This window comes from Pseudomonas sp. HT11 (genome assembly GCF_044875395.1).
Lineage (GTDB): Bacteria > Pseudomonadota > Gammaproteobacteria > Pseudomonadales > Pseudomonadaceae > Aquipseudomonas.
Genome location: NZ_CP173217.1, coordinates 1,511,843 through 1,532,313 on the forward strand (window position 1 = coordinate 1,511,843; position 20,471 = coordinate 1,532,313).

At 61.5% G+C, this 20,471-nt stretch carries 22 protein-coding genes; 14 read left to right on the forward strand and 8 right to left on the reverse strand.

From position 1 onward, the window contains the following. The first annotated feature begins 30 nt into the window (after window positions 1-30). Window positions 31-372: an aspartate-semialdehyde dehydrogenase gene (locus ABWL43_RS06770; protein WP_145162025.1), complete on the forward strand. Its 342-nt coding sequence runs from the start codon at window positions 31-33 to the stop codon at window positions 370-372. On the opposite strand, the gene ABWL43_RS06775 is transcribed toward ABWL43_RS06770, so the two are convergent. The 3 genes from ABWL43_RS06775 to ABWL43_RS06785 all read right to left on the reverse strand — a co-directional run bounded on the left by ABWL43_RS06775 (window position 369) and on the right by ABWL43_RS06785 (window position 2,981). Continuing rightward, window positions 369-1,550 carry an aminotransferase class V-fold PLP-dependent enzyme gene (locus ABWL43_RS06775; protein WP_404487262.1) on the reverse strand — a complete coding sequence of 394 codons (1,182 nt, stop codon included), beginning with the start codon at window positions 1,548-1,550 and terminating at the stop codon, window positions 369-371. The two genes, ABWL43_RS06770 and ABWL43_RS06775, sit on opposite strands and share 4 nt — an antisense overlap. Beyond that, window positions 1,547-2,017 (reverse strand): RidA family protein, encoded by a 471-nt coding sequence (locus ABWL43_RS06780; protein WP_404487263.1) that lies wholly within the window; start codon window positions 2,015-2,017, stop codon window positions 1,547-1,549. The genes ABWL43_RS06775 and ABWL43_RS06780 overlap by 4 nt, the downstream gene beginning before the upstream one ends. A gap of 91 nt (window positions 2,018-2,108) precedes the next feature. Further along, window positions 2,109-2,981 (reverse strand): LysR substrate-binding domain-containing protein, encoded by an 873-nt coding sequence (locus ABWL43_RS06785; RefSeq protein ID WP_404487264.1) that lies wholly within the window; start codon window positions 2,979-2,981, stop codon window positions 2,109-2,111. Between the two features lie 100 nt (window positions 2,982-3,081). Between ABWL43_RS06785 and ABWL43_RS06790 the strand changes: the two genes are divergently transcribed. After that, on the forward strand, window positions 3,082-3,276 hold the full coding sequence (locus ABWL43_RS06790; RefSeq protein ID WP_145162038.1) for a hypothetical protein: 195 nt from the start codon (window positions 3,082-3,084) through the stop codon (window positions 3,274-3,276). A 143-nt stretch (window positions 3,277-3,419) separates the two neighbouring features. Further along, on the forward strand, window positions 3,420-3,536 hold the full coding sequence (ccoM, locus tag ABWL43_RS06795; RefSeq protein WP_017137226.1) for a cytochrome c oxidase subunit CcoM: 117 nt from the start codon (window positions 3,420-3,422) through the stop codon (window positions 3,534-3,536). A 925-nt stretch (window positions 3,537-4,461) separates the two neighbouring features. Here ccoM and ABWL43_RS06800 read toward each other — a convergent pair. The 3 genes from ABWL43_RS06800 to ABWL43_RS06810 form a co-directional block, all read right to left on the reverse strand. Then, entirely contained in the window at window positions 4,462-5,937 is a 1,476-nt protein-coding gene (locus ABWL43_RS06800; RefSeq protein ID WP_200623568.1) for an inorganic phosphate transporter, read from the reverse strand. A gap of 322 nt (window positions 5,938-6,259) precedes the next feature. Then, a complete protein-coding gene (locus tag ABWL43_RS06805; protein ID WP_057701255.1) occupies window positions 6,260-6,460 on the reverse strand; it encodes a hypothetical protein in 201 nt (66 codons plus the stop codon). Between the two features lie 292 nt (window positions 6,461-6,752). Further along, window positions 6,753-7,040: a hypothetical protein gene (locus ABWL43_RS06810; protein WP_404487265.1), complete on the reverse strand. Its 288-nt coding sequence runs from the start codon at window positions 7,038-7,040 to the stop codon at window positions 6,753-6,755. On the opposite strand from ABWL43_RS06810, the gene pcaR reads away from it, so the two are divergent. From pcaR to pcaC, 11 genes are all read left to right on the forward strand, one after another. After that, on the forward strand, window positions 7,029-7,871 hold the full coding sequence (gene pcaR, locus ABWL43_RS06815; protein WP_145162733.1) for a pca regulon transcriptional regulator PcaR: 843 nt from the start codon (window positions 7,029-7,031) through the stop codon (window positions 7,869-7,871). The genes ABWL43_RS06810 and pcaR overlap by 12 nt on opposite strands. A 145-nt stretch (window positions 7,872-8,016) precedes the next feature. Then, window positions 8,017-9,357, forward strand: coding sequence for an MFS transporter (locus ABWL43_RS06820; RefSeq protein ID WP_404487266.1), 1,341 nt, complete (start codon window positions 8,017-8,019; stop codon window positions 9,355-9,357). Window positions 9,358-9,657: 300 nt separating this feature from the next. Beyond that, entirely contained in the window at window positions 9,658-10,515 is an 858-nt protein-coding gene (locus tag ABWL43_RS06825; RefSeq protein ID WP_242194203.1) for a CoA transferase subunit A, read from the forward strand. Beyond that, window positions 10,512-11,294: a CoA-transferase subunit beta gene (locus ABWL43_RS06830; protein ID WP_242194199.1), complete on the forward strand. Its 783-nt coding sequence runs from the start codon at window positions 10,512-10,514 to the stop codon at window positions 11,292-11,294. The genes ABWL43_RS06825 and ABWL43_RS06830 overlap by 4 nt, the downstream gene beginning before the upstream one ends. Then, window positions 11,291-12,493, forward strand: coding sequence for a 3-oxoadipyl-CoA thiolase (gene pcaF / locus ABWL43_RS06835; RefSeq protein WP_262209292.1), 1,203 nt, complete (start codon window positions 11,291-11,293; stop codon window positions 12,491-12,493). Before ABWL43_RS06830 ends, pcaF begins: the two co-directional genes overlap by 4 nt. A gap of 17 nt (window positions 12,494-12,510) precedes the next feature. Further along, window positions 12,511-13,215, forward strand: a complete 705-nt coding sequence (pcaH, locus tag ABWL43_RS06840) for a protocatechuate 3,4-dioxygenase subunit beta (RefSeq protein WP_145162748.1) — start codon at window positions 12,511-12,513, stop codon at window positions 13,213-13,215. Between the two features lies 1 nt (window position 13,216). Next, complete coding sequence (gene pcaG, locus ABWL43_RS06845; protein WP_145162751.1) at window positions 13,217-13,783, forward strand: protocatechuate 3,4-dioxygenase subunit alpha; 567 nt, start codon at window positions 13,217-13,219, stop codon at window positions 13,781-13,783. A 185-nt stretch (window positions 13,784-13,968) separates the two neighbouring features. Further along, window positions 13,969-15,264 carry an MFS family transporter gene (locus tag ABWL43_RS06850; protein ID WP_145162753.1) on the forward strand — a complete coding sequence of 432 codons (1,296 nt, stop codon included), beginning with the start codon at window positions 13,969-13,971 and terminating at the stop codon, window positions 15,262-15,264. 9 nt (window positions 15,265-15,273) lie between these two features. Then, window positions 15,274-16,638: a 3-carboxy-cis,cis-muconate cycloisomerase gene (locus ABWL43_RS06855; protein WP_262209267.1), complete on the forward strand. Its 1,365-nt coding sequence runs from the start codon at window positions 15,274-15,276 to the stop codon at window positions 16,636-16,638. A 10-nt stretch (window positions 16,639-16,648) separates the two neighbouring features. Further along, window positions 16,649-17,440: a 3-oxoadipate enol-lactonase gene (gene pcaD, locus ABWL43_RS06860; protein WP_145162758.1), complete on the forward strand. Its 792-nt coding sequence runs from the start codon at window positions 16,649-16,651 to the stop codon at window positions 17,438-17,440. Between the two features lie 72 nt (window positions 17,441-17,512). After that, window positions 17,513-17,908, forward strand: coding sequence for a 4-carboxymuconolactone decarboxylase (gene pcaC / locus ABWL43_RS06865; protein WP_242194196.1), 396 nt, complete (start codon window positions 17,513-17,515; stop codon window positions 17,906-17,908). A 53-nt stretch (window positions 17,909-17,961) separates the two neighbouring features. Here pcaC and ABWL43_RS06870 read toward each other — a convergent pair whose 3' ends face one another. Further along, complete coding sequence (locus tag ABWL43_RS06870; protein ID WP_262209272.1) at window positions 17,962-18,846, reverse strand: polysaccharide deacetylase family protein; 885 nt, start codon at window positions 18,844-18,846, stop codon at window positions 17,962-17,964. A gap of 311 nt (window positions 18,847-19,157) precedes the next feature. After that, entirely contained in the window at window positions 19,158-20,408 is a 1,251-nt protein-coding gene (locus ABWL43_RS06875) for an OprD family porin (RefSeq protein WP_242194192.1), read from the reverse strand. Window positions 20,409-20,471: the final 63 nt, after the last annotated feature.

The following is a 20,471-nucleotide window of genomic DNA, read 5'->3' on the forward strand; positions in this document are numbered from 1 at the left end:
GACAGCCTGTTGATCAGGAGAATAATTATTATGCTGCCACCCATGCTGCCCGTCAGCGTTGTGCCGGTCACGTCGCAACTTGACCCGGTGCGTCAGAAGCCGGATATCCCGCCCGTGGTGCCAGTGCAAGCGGGCTCCAACGAAAGCACGATCGACCTGAAAAAGGGCGATGCCGAGCAGTCAACCTTGCTGCTGCGCGAGGAACAACGCCGCCAGCAGGAACAGCAGAAGCGCCGGCGTGAAGCCGACGAAGACCCCGAAGCACACCTGGCGATCCCCGGCGATGTGCTCAACGCCGACAACACCGTGCCAGTGGTGCCGCTGATCGAAGATGCGCCGCGCCAGGGCCTGTGGGTGGACGTCGAGGTTTAGTCACGCAATTCGCGTAGCGCGGTGATCAGCCGTTCAATGTCATGTTCGGTGTTGAGCGGGCTGACCGACACCCGCGCAACGCTCGTCAGCCCTCGCGCCTGCATGTCCAGCGGCGTGTAGGCCACACCATTTGCGCCGATGTTGATTCGTTTCAACCCCAGGCGTCGTTTGAGCTCGAAGGCGTCCCAGCCTGCGAGGTTGAAGGCGATCAGTCCTGAGTGCGCCGTGCCCAGGTCGTGCAGGGAAACCCCCGGCAACTGACGCAATGCTTCACGGATTCGCTCACTGAGTTGTAAGACCCTTTCCCACGTGTGCTCCACGCCCAGTCGATTCACCTCCTGCAACGCATTGCCCAAGCCAGCCAACAAGGCAAAAGACACCTCGCTGGTTTCAAAACGCCGGGCGTCATCGCGCAGGTCGAAGCCTTCGGCGGTCCAGGGTGCGGAAAACACATCGCGCTGGGCGGGATTGAGCTGCGAGAGAAAATCCGGTCGCACATACAGTAACGCCGTGCCGCGGGGCCCACGCAGGTGTTTGCGGCCGGCCGACTTGAGTACATCGCAGTGCAGCGCCTGCACATCCACCGGCAGTTGGCCGACCGCTTGGCCGGCGTCGATGAAATAGGGAATGGCGTGACGCCTGGCCACTGCGCCGATCGCCTGGGCTGGGTTGATCAGGCCGCCGTTGGCCGGCAACCAGGTCAAGTCGATCAGTTTGACCCTGGCATCAATCATCGACTCCAGCGCCACCGGGCAGACTGCGCCGGTTTCATCGCAGGGAATGACTTCTATCCGTGCGCCGGCTTGCACCGCCTGTTGCATGCTCGCCAGGTTGCCGCCCCATTCGTGGCGGCCGACCAGAATGCGCTCGCCAGGTTGCCATGGGCCCAAGGCCTGGAAGGCCATGCTCCAGGCGCTTGAGCCGCTGCTGGCAAACGCGATAGACGAGGTCGGCGCATTGAGCAATTGCGCGGCTGCGCGCCGGGCTTTTTCTACCAGCACTTCACCCTGCTCGCCGGCCTCCATCGGGCCGTCGCGGGCTTCGCGTTGCAACTGGTCGATGATTGCGTCCAGCGTGGCCTGGCTGGGCAGCGAGGCACCCGCGTGGTTAAAGTGCACGATGCCCGACTGGCAGCCGGGTGTTGCGTCGCGCAGCTGCTGAACTTCGAGCGGGCTCACGCCTGCAACTCGAAAATCGCATCAACCTCCACCGCCACGCCGGCCGGCAGGCTGGACACCCCGACGGCAGTCCGCACATGCCGGCCTTTGTCACCCAGGGCGTTGACCACCAGGTTCGATGCGCCGTTGGCGACCACGCTTTGGCGCTGGAAGTCGCCGCTGCTGGCAATGAACACACCCAGGCGCAGAATGCGCACCACGCGCGACAGGTCATCACCGACGGCATCGCTCAATTGCCCCAACAGGCCCAGCGCCGCCAACTCTGCCGCCTGGGCGCCTTCTTCATCGCTGAGGGTTTCGCCTAACCGGCCGATGTAGGCGGGTTTGCCATCGATCATGGGAATTTGCCCAGAGATAAACAGCTGGTTCTGGCTGATCACATGGCTGATGTAGTTGGCCGCCGGCTGGCTGGGCGTTGGCAGCGTCAGGCCAAGGGCTTGCACGCGTTGGTGAAGGGAGTCGCGCATGTTGAATCCTCTAGGGGCAATAAGGTTTCAGCATGTTGGCTGGGCCGTCGGGCGACAAACGGATAGATCTCACCTGACGTATCGAAAAAACTCACGCGTCGCGGCAGGCGTTCTTCAACCACTGGCTGAAGCATTCGGCCGCGTCGCTGGCGGGGCCTTGGGGCGCGATCAGCCAGTAGCCGATTTCGCTGTGATAGGGCGGCCAGTCGAAGGCTTCCACCAGGCTGCCGTCCTGCAGCTTGCGCTCGATCAAGCGGTGCCGGCCCATGGCGATGCCCTGGCCGGCCACAGCCGCTTCGACCACGATGTTGTAGTCGTGCAGCATCACGCGGGGGTGGTGCTCGAGGTCGACGTGATAATGCGCGGACCAATCCGTCCATTCGAAGGGCCGGTGCGAGGTGGCCATCAATAACGCGCCGTTGTGCAGTGGGCCGGCCTTGAAGGCCGGGCTGCACACTGGTGAGATCACTTCGGGCATCAGGCGGGTGGCTTGTACGTCCGGCCAATCGCCTTTGCCATAGCGGATGGCCAGATCCACCTCGGCCGCGGCGACGTTGGCCAATTGAATCGCCGGCAGCAACTCGACCTGGATATGCGGGTAACGGTTGAGAAAGCCGGCCAGGCGTGGGGCCAGCCACAGGGTGGCGAAGGATGCCAGCAGGCCGACGCGTAGCACGGTGGTAGTGGGCGCTGTTTTTTGCGCGCGCGTGGCGGCGGCGATGGCGTCGAGGGCGGGGCGGATTTCGGCGTAGTAACGTTGGCCGTCGGCGGTCAGGTCAATCGCGCGGGTGCGTCGGATAAACAGCGGTTTGCCCAAATGCTGTTCGAGTTTGTGCACCTGGTGGCTCAAGGCACTTTGGGTGACCGACAGCTCGTTCGCCGCCTTGATGAAACTCAAGTGCCGCGCGACGGCTTCGAAGGCGCGCAGGGCCAGCAGCGGCGGAAGGTCCTTGTGCAGTGCCACCTGAGTGCGCCTCCGGGGTCGAGTGGAAAGGGCCGATTTTGGGCGATGCCCTGCATTTTGTCGCCCGCTGATTTGCCGTTGGGCGGGGGAGGCCGCATTATTGAGCCATTCCCGCCACGACGTAAGCCAAGCCATGAGTGATGACGACAAGCTGATTGACCTGAATGCCGAACGCGCCAAACGCGTGCATGACCTTAATGACAAGCGCCTGAATGAAGTGCGCCAGGCGTTTGAGCAAGCGATGCCACTTGGCAAAGTTAAGAAAAAGTCGAAGAACAAGCCGAAAAAACGTTGAAACAACCTGCATCTGTTGATGCAGGTCAGTTATTGCCCTTCTTTACGCCCCTTTGCGGGCGACATTGATCCCCGTCAATTTTCCCATCCGCCTTCTCCATTAACTTAGCCCTATCGCAACAGGGCACGTGCAGGAGGCCGGTCATGTTTTTCGATAATGTGGTGTTTGCCGGAGTGTTGACTGTCAGCCTCATGGTGTTGTTTTTTGTAGGGTTTGGAATTTTTATCTGGAAGGACGCTAATAAGCGTAAAGAACCGTAAGTTCTTCTGGGTTATATGAGCACGCAAGGCATTTTGGGCGACTTCGGTCGCCCTTTTTTTTGGCTGCGGTTTAGTGTGTATATCCGTTGCTGCGGTCAACCCTGCGTTCTGCCAGCGTGGTTAACGGGGCCTGTCAGATCAAGATCAAAAGCAGAGCGCGGCGGCCTAGTAGCCGACCTGAGTGGTATAAGCAAAAGCGGATCAAAAGCATAGCAACACACCTCTATCTGATGCACTGAGCTCCAAATGTGGGAGCGGGCTTGCTCGCGAATGCGGTGTGTCAGTCAGCTCATATGTCACTGGCACACCGCCTTCGCGAGCAAGCCCGCTCCCACAAGTTGACCGAGTTCAGCTGCCAGCATCGCACTGCTTTTGCTTTTCTGTGGGAGCTGGCTTGCCTGCGATGCAGGCACCTCGGTCTATCAGTGACACCCAGTTGATGCCATCGCAGGCAAGCCAGCTCCCACATTTGATTGAGTTCAGGTTCCAGAATCAGGTCGGCTGTCAGGCCGCCTCGGTTTTGCTTCTACCACTCAGGTCGGCTACTAGGCCGCCGTGCTGTAGATTTTGATCTTGATCTTAGGCGCCCCGTTAAACCACGCTGGCCGAACGCAGGTTTTGGAGCGTGGGTAAACCGGCAGGACGCCGGTTTAGCCGTGTTGGGCCATGGATGGCCCATCGCGGCGGCCCACGCTCCAAAGCCTGCGTGAGGGCACACCGAAGCGTGAGCGAGGTGCCGAGTGGTGGGGCAAGAGCCTTTTGGTTACTTTTGGGCTCTTTTCAAAAGTGACCCGCCGTAAGGGCGGAACCCATTGCAGCCCTCACCGCAGCAACGGATATACACACTAAACCCCAGCCCAAAAAAAAGGCGCGACCCCCATCAGAGATCGCGCCTTCTTTATATCAGCCGCAGCCTAGTAGCCTATCAACTACCCAACGCCTTGGACGCCAACCAGAACAACCCGGCCGACAAGCCCACCGTCGCCGGCAAGGTCAACACCCAAGCCATCAGAATGGTCTTCACCGTACCACCCTGCAGGCCGCTTTTATTGGCGACCATGGTCCCGGCGACACCGGACGACAACACGTGGGTAGTCGAAACCGGCAGGCTAAAGATGTTGGCCAGGCCAATCATGCTCGCCGTGGTGATCTGCGCCGACATGCCCTGGGCATACGTCATGCCCTGCTTGCCGATCTTCTCACCGATGGTCAGCACCACACGCTTCCAACCCACCATAGTGCCAAGGCCCAAGGCCAGTGCCACCGCCAGGATCACCCAGAACGGCGCGTACTCGGTCGTGGCCGTCAAGTCTTTACGCAGCTTGTCCAGGTCGGACTTCTCACGCGCATCCAGGCCCGGCAGCTTGCCGACTTTCTTCGCGGTGTCGTCCAGGCACAGCAGGTAGCGGCGCACTTCGATACGGTGCTCGGAGGTCAGCGAGTGGTAGTCCGAGACACCCTTCAAGGTGTCCATCAGCGCGCTGATGGTGGGCTCGGTCTGCTGCGGGTTGCACTGGAACTTGCCCGGCAGGTCATCCTTCACGCTTTTGCCCAGCGCCAGAAACTCGCCGAGGGTGGCGTTGTTACGCTGGTAGAACTGGCTCAAGTGCACGGTGGCGTCACGGGTGCGCTCGATCTGGTAAGTGGTGCTGCCCAAGTCGAGTACGAACTGCGCCGGCACGATACCGATCAGCACCAGCATGATCAGGCCGATACCTTTCTGACCATCGTTGGAGCCGTGCACAAAGCTCACGGCCATCGCGGAAATCACCAGCACCAGGCGGTTCCAGAACGGCGGGTGTTTCTTGTCGTCAAGCTTGCGGCGCTGGTCCGGGGTCTTGTGCATCTTCGACAGCGGGCGCCACCATTTCAGGCCGAGCAGCACCAGGGCTGCGACCAGGAAACCGGCCATCGGCGAGAACACCAGAGACGCGCCGATATCGATCGCTTTCTGCCAGTTCACACCATCAGCCAACGGGATATCGTTGATCAGGGCATTGGCCAGGCCGACACCCAGGATCGAGCCGATCAGGGTGTGGGAACTGGAGGCCGGGATACCGAAGTACCAGGTGCCCAGGTTCCAGGTAATCGCCGCTGCCAGCAAGGAGAAGACCATAGCCAGACCATGGCCGGTGTTCACATTGATCAGCAACTCCACCGGCAGCAAATGCACGATGGCGTACGCGACACCGACACCACCGAGCAACACGCCGAGGAAGTTGAACACCCCGGAGAAGAACACGGCCAGGTGCGGCGGCATGGCTTTGGTATAGATGACTGTGGCCACCGCGTTAGCAGTGTCATGAAAGCCATTGATGAACTCGAAGGCGAGGACAAAGGCCAGGGCGAGCAACAGGCTCACTAGAACCCACGCATCCAGTCCGCTGAATAAATCGATCATGAAGGTTTTCTGACCCGGTCGTAAGGGGGCGCGATTATGCCAGAAAACCTCAGTAATCGATGCACTAGCTGCTCATCGGTAACAATCTTCATTGAAAAAAAACCGGGCAGAGGTGCGCATCCCAGGGTTTTCGGGGCTTTGGCAAGTCTTTGATTTATAAAGCTGGGGGGCGATAACGCGGTTTTTTTTGACCGAACTGTCACATTTGAAACATTTGTACGAAATTTCGTTCAAGGCTGTAGGAGCCTGATTAAATCAGGTTGCCCGCCGCTGGCAATGCGCCAGCGGCGGTGGCAAAACCTTGAAGCTCAAATCCAAATGCTTATGGCTCTTCGGTTTTGAGTTCCTGTTCAATCTTTTGGATTTCCTGGGCAAATGCCTGATCGAGCAAACTGGCTCGTTTGCGCCAGGGCTTGCGCTCGGGCTCAGGCTGGGCGGCGTAAGTGGTGATTTCCCCGCCGTAAACGTCCTTGTAACGTTGCTCCTGGCGCTCAAGTTCCGCGCGCAGTTCGTCTTTCGTCACAGTGTTACCTAAATGAGTTGAGTGTATTGAATGTGCAGCGCCACGCTTGAAAGTCGTCCTCGGGCTGTTTCAAGTTGAACAGGCGAACTGTTCAAGTTTGAAAGAAGCACAAGGGGCAAACATTTAAGCGGATACGTGTGACCGGCGATGCTCGAACGCTGCAAAGCCTGGCGAGCTCCAATCCCGATTATTGTTACCGGGCCGACCTCTGCACAGGTTGCATTATAGCGACGTATTTGAATAACACTATCGTCGTGAAGTTAAAAAGCGTCAACGTTGCGTGAGGGTTTTGTTACATACAGGTGTCAGTCTTTTCGAAAAAAACGTGTCGACCTTCTGCACTTTTATAAATGGCGGATGGTTGCTCAAACTTAAGCGATCCCTTCGGCACATCCGTGAAGTGTGCTGGTTCGTTGAGCGCCATTGCGCGGCCGGAAAATTGCGATAATCGCATGATCGTCCGATAATCGCCCAAAGTTACTGACCCCGCCTTGTGCATTCTGGCCAGCGCGGCTTGTAATAGCGGCCAACCCTCCCAGCGGTTGAAAATAAGAGAAAGGACCCTGAAATGAACGATCAATTGCGCAACTCCTTCGCGTCAGTGGCGCCACCGATCGTGGCGTCCCCGGCCAAGCGCATCCAGGCGTTTACCGGTGATCCGGACTTCATGACTTCCCTGGCCCGTGGCCTGGCCGTGGTGCAAGCCTTCCAGGAGCGCAAGCGCCACCTGACCATCGCCCAGATCAGCCACCGCACCGAAATCCCCCGCGCCGCCGTGCGCCGTTGCCTGCACACGTTGATCAAGCTAGGTTACGCCACCACCGACGGGCGTACCTATTCACTGTTGCCCAAAGTCCTGACCCTGGGGCACGCCTATTTATCCTCTACGCCGCTGGCGGTGTCGGCTCAGCCTTACCTCGATCGCATGAGCGAGCAACTGCATGAAGCCTGCAACATGGCGACGCTGGAGGGCGACGACATCCTTTATATCGCCCGTTCCGCCACCACCCAGCGCTTGATTTCCGTGGACTTGTCGGTGGGCGGGCGCTTGCCGGCGTACTGCACGTCCATGGGCCGCATCCTGCTCGCGGCACTCGACGATGCCTCGCTGCAGGACTACCTCGACCACGCCGACCTGCAAACCAAGACCAGCCGCACCCTGACCACGCCCGACGCCTTGTTCGAATGCCTGCAGCAAGTACGCCAGCAGGGCTGGTGCATTGTCGACCAGGAGTTGGAGCAGGGCCTGCGTTCCATCGCCGTGCCGGTGTACGACGCGTCCGGCCAGGTGCTGGCCGCGCTCAACGTGAGTACTCACGCCGGTCGGGTCAGCCGCAGCGAGCTGGAGCAGCGTTTCCTGCCCAGCATGCTCAGCGCCAGCCGTGAGCTGAGTGCGCAACTGTTTGCCTAAGTGTTCGATGACCGCACAGATCCCGGCTTGATCAATTGACGGTGTTTCCCCTGGCTTATTAATGTGCGGCAGCGCTGTCAGCGCCGCCCAATAATAATGACGACCTCAGGTCGTTCGCCCGCCCATCGGTGTGGAAATAACAATAATGAATCAGCCCTCTGTCGGTACTAACCTGGACGTGCAGTCCTTTATCAATGCCCAGCCGTTGTCACGCTATCAATGGCGCGTGGTGATCCTGTGCTTCCTGATTGTCTTCCTCGACGGGCTCGACACCGCCGCCATGGGCTTTATCGCGCCCGCACTCTCGCAGGACTGGGGCATCGACCGCGCCAGCCTCGGCCCGGTGATGAGCGCCGCGCTGATCGGCATGGTCTTCGGCGCGCTGGGCTCCGGCCCGTTGGCCGACCGCTTTGGGCGCAAAGTGGTGTTGGTGAGTGCGGTGCTGGTGTTTGGCGCATTCAGCCTGGCCTCGGCCTACAGCACTAACGTTGACCAGTTGCTGGTGTTGCGTTTCCTCACCGGGCTGGGCCTGGGTGCGGGGATGCCGAATGCCACCACGCTGCTCTCCGAATACACGCCCGAGCGTCACAAGTCGCTGCTGGTCACCAGCATGTTCTGTGGGTTCAACCTGGGCATGGCCGGTGGCGGATTTATCTCGGCCAAGCTGATTCCAGCGTTCGGCTGGCACAGCTTGCTGATGATTGGCGGCATTCTGCCGTTGATCCTGGCGGTGGTGCTGTTGGTGTGGCTGCCGGAATCGGCGCGCTACCTCGTGGTGCGCAATCGCGGCACCGACAAGGTGCGCAAGACCTTGTCACCCATCGAGCCCAACCTCGTCACCCACGCCACCAGCTTCAGCGTGCCCGAACAAAAAACCGTCAAGGCGCGCAACGTGTTCGCGGTGATCTTCTCCGGCACTTACAGCGCCGGCACCTTGTTGCTGTGGCTCACCTACTTCATGGGCCTGGTGATCGTGTACCTGCTGACCAGTTGGCTGCCGACCCTGATGCGCGACAGCGGCGCCAGCATGGAACAGGCGGCGTTTATCGGCGCGCTCTTCCAGTTTGGTGGCGTGTTGAGTGCGGTCGGCGTGGGCTGGGCGATGGACCGGTTCAATCCGCACAAGGTCATCGGCACTTTCTACCTGCTCGCCGGGGTGTTCGCCTACGCGGTGGGGCAGAGCCTGGGCAATATCACGTTGCTGGCCACCTTGGTGCTGGTTGCCGGGATGTGCGTCAACGGTGCGCAATCGGCGATGCCGTCACTGGCCGCACGCTTCTACCCGACCCAAGGCCGCGCTACCGGCGTGTCGTGGATGCTCGGCATCGGCCGCTTCGGCGCGATCCTCGGTGCGTGGATGGGCGCAACCTTGCTGGGGTTGGGCTGGAACTTCGAGCAGGTGCTGACGGCGCTGGTGATTCCGGCGGCATTGGCCACGGCCGCTGTGGTCATCAAGGGCATGGTCAGCCATGCGGACGCGACCTGAGGTCTGACACGATTTTGTAGCAGCCACGAGGCGATGTGGGAGCTGGCTTGCCTGCGATGCAGACGACTCGGTCCAGCAGGCAAATCGAGTTGATGCAATCGCAGGCAAGCCAGCTCCCACATTGACAGTTGGGCAGCTGAACTGGCTGCTTTACACGAAGATTAGCTAGACAACAATCCGTTCGATAATCGAACGCTGAGTCGATTATCGGATTGTTCGACCCCTTTGCCCGGCTTAATCTTCAGGCACTTGGGCGCCACCTCAGCGCCTTTTTTGATCAACACCGGGAGCCCGAACCCCATGGCTGAAATCCTTGCGCTGCGCGACGCGGTGAAGCAATTCGTGAATGACGGCGATACCGTCGCACTGGAAGGCTTCACCCACCTGATCCCTACGGCAGCAGGTCATGAAATCATTCGTCAGGGCAAGAAAGACCTGACGCTGGTGCGTATGACGCCTGACTTGATCTACGACCAGTTGATCGGTGCTGGCTGCGTCCGCAAGTTGATTTTCTCCTGGGGCGGCAACCCCGGCGTAGGCTCCCTGCATCGCCTGCGCGACGCGGTCGAGAAGCAATGGCCGCAACCGCTGGAGATCGAAGAACACAGCCACGCCGACCTGGCCAATGCCTACGTCGCCGGTGCATCCGGCCTGCCGTTTGCGGTGCTGCGCGCTTACGCCGGTTCTGACTTGCCCAAGGTCAACCCGCTGATCAAAACCGTGACCTGCCCGTTCACCGGCGAAGTGCTGGCGGCGGTGCCGTCGGTTCGCCCGGACGTCACCGTGATCCATGCACAGAAGGCTGACCGCAAGGGCAACGTGTTGCTCTGGGGCATTCTCGGTGTGCAGAAAGAAGCGGCCCTGGCGGCCAAGCGCTGCATCGTCACCGTCGAAGAGATCGTTGACGACCTGAACGCGCCGATGAACAGCTGCGTGCTGCCGACCTGGGCGCTGACAGCGGTGTGTCACGTACCGGGTGGCGCGCATCCGTCCTACGCCCACGGCTACAACGAGCGTGATAACCGCTTCTATCAGGCGTGGGACCCGATCGCTCGCGACCGTGGGACCTTTACCGCCTGGATCGACGAATACATCCACGGCACTGCCGACTTCCGTGAATTCCAGGCCAAGCTGGCCACCGCGCAGGAGGCCAAGTGATGGCTTACTCGACCAACGAAATGATGACTGTCGCCGCCGCGCGTCGCCTCAAGAACGGCTCGGTGTGCTTCGTCGGCATCGGCTTGCCTTCCAAGGCTGCCAACCTGGCGCGCCTGACCTCGTCGCCCGACGTGGTGCTGATCTACGAATCGGGCCCGATTGGCGCCAAGCCCAGCGTCTTGCCGCTGTCCATCGGCGACGGCGAATTGGCAGAAACCGCTGACACCGTGGTGCCGACCGGCGAGATTTTCCGCTACTGGCTGCAAGGCGGGCGCATCGACGTCGGTTTTCTCGGCGCGGCCCAGGTCGACCGATTCGGCAATATCAACACCACCGTGGTCGGCGATTACCACCAGCCCAAAGTGCGCCTGCCGGGTGCCGGTGGCGCGCCGGAGATTGCCGGCTCGGCCAAGAGCGTGCTGATCATCCTCAAGCAGTCGGCGCGGTCGTTTGTCGACAAGCTGGACTTCATCACCTCCGTCGGCCACGGCGAAGGCGGCGACTCACGTAAACGCCTGGGTCTGCCAGGCGCCGGCCCTGTAGGGATTATTACCGACCTGTGCATCATGGAGCCGGAAGAGGGCAGCCACGAATTTGTGGTCACCGCGCTGCACCCCGGCGTCACCCGCGAACAAGTGGTCGCGGCCACCGGTTGGGCGATTCGGTTTGCCGATCAGGTGAGCACCACCGACGCACCGACGGACATCGAACTGAAGGCCCTGCGTGATCTCGAAGCCCGCACTGCCGCCGCCCATGGCCAAGCGCCAGGAGAAGCCTGATGCGTGACGTGTTTATCTGTGATGCCATTCGCACGCCCATCGGCCGCTTTGGCGGTGGTTTGTCCACGGTGCGTGCCGATGACTTGGCGGCCTTGCCGATCAAGGCCCTGATCGAGCGCAACCCTCAGGTTGAGTGGGCGGCGGTGGATGAAGTGTTCCTCGGTTGTGCCAACCAGGCCGGCGAGGACAACCGCAACGTCGCGCGCATGGCCCTGCTGTTGGCGGGCCTGCCGCAGAGCATTCCCGGCGTGACCCTCAACCGTTTGTGCGCCTCGGGCATGGACGCGATTGGCACGGCATTCCGTGCCATCGCCAGCGGCGAAATGGAGCTGGCGATTGCCGGCGGCGTTGAGTCGATGTCCCGTGCACCCTTCGTGATGGGCAAGGCTGATGCGGCGTTTTCACGCAACATGAAGCTTGAAGACACCACCATCGGCTGGCGTTTTATCAACCCGTTGATGAAGGCCCAGTACGGTGTGGACGCGATGCCGCAGACCGCCGATAACGTCGCCGATGACTACAACGTGTCCCGCGCCGATCAGGACGCTTTTGCCCTGCGCAGCCAGCAACGTACCGCCGCCGCGCAAGCTGCCGGTTTTTTTGCTGAAGAAATCGTGCCGGTGCGCGTCGCGCATAAAAAGGGCGAGACCGTGGTCGAGCAGGATGAGCATCCACGGGACACAACCCTGGAAGCCCTGGCCAAACTCAAGCCAGTCAATGGCCCGGACAAGACCGTCACCGCCGGCAACGCCTCGGGCGTGAATGACGGCGCAGCGGCGCTGATTCTGGCCTCGGCCGAGGCCGTGAAAAAACATGGCCTCACCGCCCGCGCCCGTGTGTTGGGCATGGCCAGTGCCGGTGTCGCACCGCGTGTAATGGGCATCGGCCCGGTGCCGGCGGTGCGCAAACTGGTGGAGCGCCTGGGCCTGGCGGTCACCGACTTTGATGTCATCGAACTCAACGAAGCCTTCGCCAGCCAAGGCCTGGCGGTGCTGCGTGAGTTGGGCATTGCCGACGACGCCCCGCAGGTGAACCCGAACGGCGGCGCCATCGCCCTCGGCCACCCGCTGGGCATGAGCGGCGCGCGGTTGGTGTTGACGGCGTTGCACCAGTTGGAAAAAACCGGCGGCCGCAAAGGCCTGGCCACTATGTGTGTGGGCGTCGGCCAAGGTTTGGCCCTGGCGATTGAACGCGTTTAATAAGAGAGGATGGCTCCATGAGTGACAAGCCCGGATACCGGCGCCCGCAAGCGGGCACTCAACCCGATTACCTGCACCCGGCCTACCAGTCGACGAACTTGCGTTCGCCGTCTCAGCCGTTGGTGTTTCTGCCGCATTCCTTGTCAGAGATCACCGGCCCCAGCATCGGCGCCGAACGCGTCAATGAGAAGGACAACGACCTGACTGCCCAGCACGAGGGCGAACCTCAGGGCGAGCGCATCATCATTCATGGCCGCGTGCTGGATGAAAATGGCCTGCCGGTGCCGGGCATTCTGGTGGAGATCTGGCAAGCCAACGCCGCCGGTCGCTACAACCACAAGCGCGACCTGCATGACGCGCCACTGGACCCGAACTTCACCGGCACCGGCCGCACCGTCACCGACGCGGATGGCTGGTACCAGTTCCAGACCATCAAGCCCGGCGCCTACCCGTGGGGCAACCACCACAACGCGTGGCGCCCGGCGCATATCCACTTTTCGCTGTTTGGCCCCAGCGTGCTGACGCGCCTGGTCACGCAGATGTACTTCCCCGGCGACCCATTGCTGGAGTACGACCCGATCTACAACTGCGTGCCGGACACCTCGGCCAAGCAGCGCTTGATCGCCAGCTTCGACCTGGAAAAAACCATTCCTTCCTATGCCCTCGGCTACCGCTGGGACATCGTCCTGCGCGGCCGCGACGCCACGCCGATGGAGAAATGAGATGAGCCTTTACGCAACCACGTCCCACACCGTCGGGCCGTATTACCACATTGGCCTGACCTGGCTGAACCGCGAAGACCTGACCGTGCCGGCCACCCTTGGCGAACGCGTGGCGATCAGCGGGCAAGTGGTGGACGGCAACGGTGATGTCGTCAACGACGCCATGCTTGAGGTCTGGCAGGCCAATGCTGCGGGCAAATACGATCATCCGGAAGATGACCAGGCCAAAGCCGTCGATCCCAACTTCGAAGGCTTTGGCCGAGTGCCGGTGGATGCCGAAGGGCGCTTTCGCTTTACCACGATCAAGCCGGGCAGCGTGCCGGGGCTGGCGGGTACGACCCAGGCGCCGCACCTGGTGGTGCTGGTGTTTGCGCGTGGGCTGGTGAAGCACTTGCTGACAAGGATTTATTTTGACGGTGAAGCGTTGAATGGCGATGACCCGTTGCTGGCGTGTGTGCCGGCTGAGCGTCGCGGCACCTTGATTGCCAAAGCGGATGCGGGCGGCGTGCATCAGTGGAATGTGATTTTGCAGGGCACAGATAAGGAAACGGTGTTCTTCGATTACTGAGGTGGCTTAAAACCTGTCGCAGGCAAGCCTGCTCCCACATTTAAAGGTGTCCCAATCAAAATGTGCGAGCGGGCTTGCCCGCGATGAGACCCTTCGAGGCGACAAGTATCCAAAAGTCTGCTTGCGGAACATGGTTGTTGCAAAGTATGTCTAGGCTATAACCGTTCCCACTGAGTGAAAAACACATGACAACAAAAACGATTCACTACACCGGAGAAGAACGCAGCAAGCGGATTTTTGCAATTGTCGGGGCCTCGTCCGGCAACCTTGTCGAATGGTTCGACTTCTACGTTTATGCCTTCTGCGCCATCTATTTTGCCCCGGCATTTTTTCCGTCGGAGAGCCCCACCGTACAACTGCTCAGCACCGCCGGCGTGTTCGCTGCCGGCTTCTTGATGCGCCCTATTGGCAGCTGGGTGTTCGGCAGTCTGGCCGACAAGCACGGCCGCAAGAATTCGATGATGATCGCGGTGCTGATGATGTGCGCCGGCTCGCTGGTTATTGCGTTTTTGCCGACCTACAAGGACATCGGCATCTGGGCGCCGATCCTGTTGTTGGTGGCGCGCCTGTTTCAAGGCTTATCGGTGGGCGGCGAGTACGGCACCACCGCCACCTACATGAGTGAGGTCGCCCTCAAGGGCCAGCGCGGGTTCTTTGCCTCGTTCCAGTACGTGACCTTGATCGGCGGGCAATTGCTCGCGGTACTGGTGGTGGTGATCCTGCAGCAATTTCTCAGCGAAGATGAACTGCGCGCCTGGGGCTGGCGGATTCCATTTGTGGTCGGTGCCGTCGCGGCGGTCATCTCCTTACTGCTGCGCCGTACCTTGAAAGAGACGACCACCAAGGAAATGCGCGAACACAAGGACGCCGGCAGCATCACCGCGCTGCTGCGCAATCACACCGCGGCCTTTATCACGGTGCTGGGTTACACCGCCGGCGGCTCGCTGATTTTCTACACGTTCACCACGTACATGCAGAAGTACCTGGTGAACACGGCCGGGATGCATGCCAAGACCGCCAGTTACATCATGACCGGCGCGCTGTTCCTCTACATGTGCATGCAGCCGTTGTTCGGGATGCTGGCGGACAAGATCGGCCGCCGCAATTCCATGCTGTGGTTCGGCGCCTTGGGCACGCTGTGCACCGTGCCGATCCTGCTGACCTTGAAAACCGTCAGCAGTCCGTTCCTGGCCTTTGTGCTGATCACCCTGGCCCTGGCGATTGTCAGCTTCTATACCTCCATCAGCGGCCTGGTCAAAGCCGAAATGTTCCCGCCCCAGGTCCGTGCATTGGGCGTGGGCCTGGCGTACGCGGTGGCCAACGCGATTTTCGGCGGCTCGGCTGAAGTGGTCGCGCTGGGCCTGAAATCCATGGGCATGGAGAACGGCTTCTATTGGTACGTCACCGTGATGATGGCGATTGCTTTCCTGTTCAGCCTGCGCCTGCCCAAGCAGGCGGCGTATCTGCACCACGATCTGTAAGGAAGAGTTATGACACTGCGCACGAGCAATCAACTGTTCGACGCCTACTTCAGCGCTGACAGCATGGCCGATGTGTTCTGCGACCAGGGGCGTTTGCAGGGCATGCTGGACTTTGAAGCCGCGCTGGCCCGCGCCGAGGCCCAGGTCGGCTTGATTCCCCAGGCCGCCGTCGCGCCGATTGCCCAGGCGTGTCTGGCGTCTTTGTACGACGTGGATGCGCTCGGCGTGGCGATTGCCACGGCGGGCAATTCGGCGATTCCGTTGGTGAAAGCGCTGGGCAAGTTGATCGCCAGTGAAGACGCTGGCGCCGAACGTTATGTGCATCTGGGCGCGACCAGTCAGGATGTGATGGACACCGGCCTGGTCCTGCAACTGCGGCGCGCGCTGGCGTTGATCGACGCTGACCTGGCGCAACTGGGTGAGACGCTTGCCGTGCAGGCCCAGCGTTATGCGCGCGTGCCATTGGCCGGGCGCACCTGGTTGCAGCATGCGACACCGGTGACCCTGGGCATGAAAATCGCCGGTTGGCTGGGGGCGGTGACGCGCAGTCGTCAGCGTCTTGCCGAGCTCAAACCGCGCCTGCTGGTGCTGCAGTTTGGCGGCGCGTCCGGAACGCTGGCGGCGCTGGGTGAGCAGGCAATGCCGGTGGCCGAAGCCCTGGCTGCGCAGTTGCAATTGAATTTACCCGAGCAACCCTGGCACACCCACCGTGACCGGCTGGTGGAGTTCGCCAGTGTGCTCGGCCTGATCGCCGGCAGCCTGGGCAAAATGGGGCGTGATATCAGCCTGTTGATGCAGACCGAAGCGGCGGAAGTGTTCGAGCCCTCGGCGCCCGGCAAAGGTGGTTCATCGACCATGCCGCACAAGCGCAACCCGGTGGGCGCCGCCGTATTGATCAGCACGGCGACCCGCGTGCCGGGCCTGGTGGCGACGATGTTGAGCGCCATGCCTCAGGAACATGAGCGCAGCCTTGGCCTGTGGCATGCCGAATGGGAAACCCTGCCGGACATTTGCCGGTTGGTGTCCGGCGCATTGCAGCAGGCGCTGCTGGTGGCCGACGGGCTGGAGGTCGACCCTGAGCGCATGGCGCGCAACCTTGAGCTGACCCAGGGCCTGGTGCTGGCCGAAGCCGTCAGCAGCGTGCTTGCCCAGCGTCTGGGCCGGGAAACCGCGCACCATCTGTTGGAGCAATGCTGCAAACGCGCCGTTGCCGACGGGCGCCATCTGCGTGCAGTGCTGGCCGACGAACCGCAGGTCACCGCCGAGTTGTCAGCCGCTGAACTGGACCGCCTGCTCGACCCGGCCCACTACCTTGGGCAGGCGCACACGTGGGTCACCCGCGCGGTGGCCGATCATTTTGCCTTGACCGCGTAAGGAGACCGCTGTGCCATTTGTACAACTCGCCGAGGGCGAACTGCATTACCAACTGGACGGCCCGCTCGACGCGCCGGTGCTGGTGCTGTCCAACTCCCTGGGCACCGACCTGCATATGTGGGACATCCAGATTCCGGCCTTCACCGAGCATTTTCGCGTGGTGCGTTTCGACACCCGTGGCCACGGCAAGTCCTTGGTCACCGAGGGGCCGTACAGCATTGAGCAACTGGGCCACGACGTGATCGCGCTGTTGGATGCGCTGCAGATCCAGCGTGCGCATTTTTGCGGACTGTCCATGGGCGGCCTGATCGGTCAGTGGCTGGGCATCCATGCCGGTGACCGCCTGCAGCGGCTGGTGGTGTGTAACACCGCGGCCAGGATCGGCACGCCGGATATATGGAACCCGCGTATCGAGATGGTCTTGCGCGATGGCCCGGCCGCCATGGTGGCGCTGCGTGATGCGTCTATCGCCCGCTGGTTCACCGCCGATTTCGCCGCCGCCAACCCGCACCAGGCCAGGCAGATTACCGACATGCTCGCCGCTACGTCGCCCGAGGGTTACGCCGCCAATTGCGCCGCCGTGCGCGATGCGGATTTTCGCGAGCAGCTGGCATCGATCAAGGTGCCGACCCTGGTGATTGCCGGGACCGAGGACGCAGTGACACCGCCGGCCGGCAGCCACTTTATCCAGAACCACGTGAAGGGCGCCGAGTACGCCGAGTTCTATGCGGCCCACCTGTCCAACGTCCAGGCCGGGGCTGATTTCAGTCACCGGGTGCTGAGGTTCTTGCTGGCTGAATAAACCGTGTGACGAGCGCGCTTGCCACCACCACCGGTGATCGAGCCGAGACCCAATTGAACCAGGAGCTTTTTTGTGGACGAGAAACACCGTTACGCCGCCGGCCTGCAAGTGCGCCGCGAAGTACTGGGCGACGCACATGTCGACCGCAGCCTGAATGCCCTGACCGAATTCAACAGCGAGTTCCAGGAAATGATCACCCGCCACGCCTGGGGTGATATCTGGACCCGCCCCGGCCTGCCGCGGCACACCCGCAGCCTGATCACCATCGCCATGCTGATCGGCATGAACCGCAGTGAAGAACTGAAACTGCACCTGCGCGCCGCTGCCAGCAACGGCGTGACCCGCGCCGAGATCAAGGAAGTGCTGATGCAAAGCGCGATCTATTGTGGGATTCCGGCGGCGAATGCGACCTTCCACCTCGCCGAGTCGGTATGGGATGAGCTCGGCGTGGAGTCGCGCCAGGACTGAACTGAAACACGGTCAAAAAGGTGGGAGCGGGCTTGCCCGCTCCCACATTGGTTTCAGTGGGAATCCGCATCCCATACCCAGTTCCACACCCCCGGCAGGTGCACCACCTCGTTCACATCCTTGACCGTGCGCGCCAGCGCCGCGCGTTCCAGCACGGCGCGGTCGGTGTAGAACGGCTCGGCCGCAGTCTTCATGCCGTTGATCCGAGCGCTGTCCATCAGGATCTGCAAGTACTCCTGCAGGTGCCGCGCGGTGTAGCGGTTGATGTCATGGAAGGTCACCACCACCGGTATCACGCCGTCCACTGTCGGTAACTCGCCCAGCGCGATGCGCTCGCGCACCACCGACAGCTGCCGATACAAATTCGCCCGGCGCCGTGGGCTGCCGTTGAAGCCCCAGATCTTGCCGTCATTGGCACTCAGGTCGGTCAGCAATACGTGCATGCCGTGGCGCTGGTAGGCGGCGAAAGTGCGCTTGTCGTAGTTCCAGAAGGGCGGACGTACCAGCGCGGGTGAGGCGCCGGTGATGGCGGCGATATCGGCCGCGCCCTGGCTGAGGGTGCTTTCAAGCTCGGCGTCGCTCAACCAGCGGTGGTTAGTGTGAAACCCGGTGGCGGTGTGGAAGGCCAGCACGTGACCCGCCGCGTATTCACGCACCATGGTCTTGCGGCCCCGCGGGCTGCCGCCTGAGCGGGAGGCTTCGGTCTGCAGGAAGAACACCGCCTTGATGCCCGGCAATACCGGGTTATTCGCCAGGTCAGCCACCACCGAGCGGCTCGGGTTGTTGTAGCCCGAGGCGCTGGGGCCGTCATCAAAGGTCAGCAGGAAACGGATCGGCGCCTGGGCTTGCAGGCGTTGTTCGGTCTGCGGCGTCAGCGCGATAGGCGCGCCGATGCAGCCGGTGAGCAGAATCGACAGAATGACAATCAGGTATTTCATGGCGGCCTGGGTTCAGAGCTGGTCATCCGTGTCGTTGAGTCCCTGTGCCGGGTGATGGGCGCGTGCACGATACAGCATGAGCGCGGCGCTCATCAGCGGTAAATCGTGCCGCCTGTCTTGAAGGGGCGGGCTGGCTTCACGCGTAAGGGGTTCGAGTCGTCGTCGCCATTGCCAATACGGCTATGGTCATTGCCGCGCGCGCGTGAATTTTGAGGTATTGGCGGGGAACGTTCCCGCTCCCATTGAGGCAACTTGCCAAAAAAACAGCCGCGACCAATCAAGGCGCGGCTGCCATTCGCACTGACGGACGCCTACAGCAGGCTGATCGGGTAACTGACGATCAAGCGGTTCTCGTCGAACTCATTGTTGCTGTAGTCGCGGCGCATGCTGGAGTTGCGCCAACGCACGTTCAAATCCTTGAGGGCGCCGCTTTGCACGGTGTAGCCCAGTTCGCTCTCACGGCCCCACTCCTTGCCGTCGGTGATGGCCCCGGTGTGCACGTTGCTGCCGCTGATATAGCGGTTCATCAAGGTCAGGCCCGGGAGGCCGAGGACGACAAAGTTGAAATCGTGGCGCACCTGCCAGGATTTTTCCTGGGCGTTGTCGTAGCTGGCGTTGTAGCTGTCGTTGGCCAGGGTGCCGCCGCTGGTACCGTTGACGCGCATCCACGCGCTGTTGCCGGTGAGTTTTTGCAGGCCGACGTAGAAGGTGTTGCCACCGTAACGCGCAGAAAACAGGCCGGACCAGGTCTTGTTGTCCAGCTCACCCGCGCGGGCGCTGCCGTCATCCTTGCCGTAGAAGAACCCGAGGTTGGCGCCCAGGGTCCAGTCACCCACGGGCTGGCTGTGGATCAGGTTGACGTACTGCTGGCGGTAGATGTCCTTGAGCTGGGCATTCCATATGCCGATCTGGGTGCGTTTGTCGTTGAACGCATATTCGCCGCCCTGGAAGTTGAAACGGTCGGAGGTGAAGGCGGTTTTACCGGACATCGACATGTCCGTCATGCTGCTGTCATCGCGCGGGCTGTTGGCGCGGAACTGACCGCCGTAGAGCGTGAGGCCGTCGATTTCCTTGGAGGTGATCTGCCCGCCGCGCAGGGTTTGCGGCAGGGAACGGCCGTCGTCGGCGCGCAGGATCGGCAGCACCGGCATCCACTCGCCGACCTTCAGTTCGGTCTTGGAAAGCCGCGCCTTGAACGCCACTCCCAGGCGGCCGAAGTTATCGGCCGGGCGGCCGTCGTGGTCCAGCGGCAACAGCTGGGTGCCACCGGTGCCGCGCCCGCCATCAAGCTTTTGTGAGTACAACCCCAGCACATCCATACCCAAACCCAGCGTGCCCTGGGTGAAGCCGGACCGGGCGTCGAGAATGAAACTTTGCGTCCATTCCTGCGCGCCGCCCTGGGCTTTGGTCGGGTTGGTGTAATTGCGGTTGAAGAAGAAATTGCGCAGGTTGAGGTTGGCGCTGGCGTCTTCGAGAAAGCCGTGTTCTTCGGCGACGACAGGGAGTGCAAGACTGGCGACAGCGGTCGCCAGCCACAGCTGGCGCGGTTGGAAAATGCTCATGGTGTTGGACCTGTTGTTATTGGGGTTATGCAGGTGCCGGCCATGGTGCTTGGCGGTGTGGAC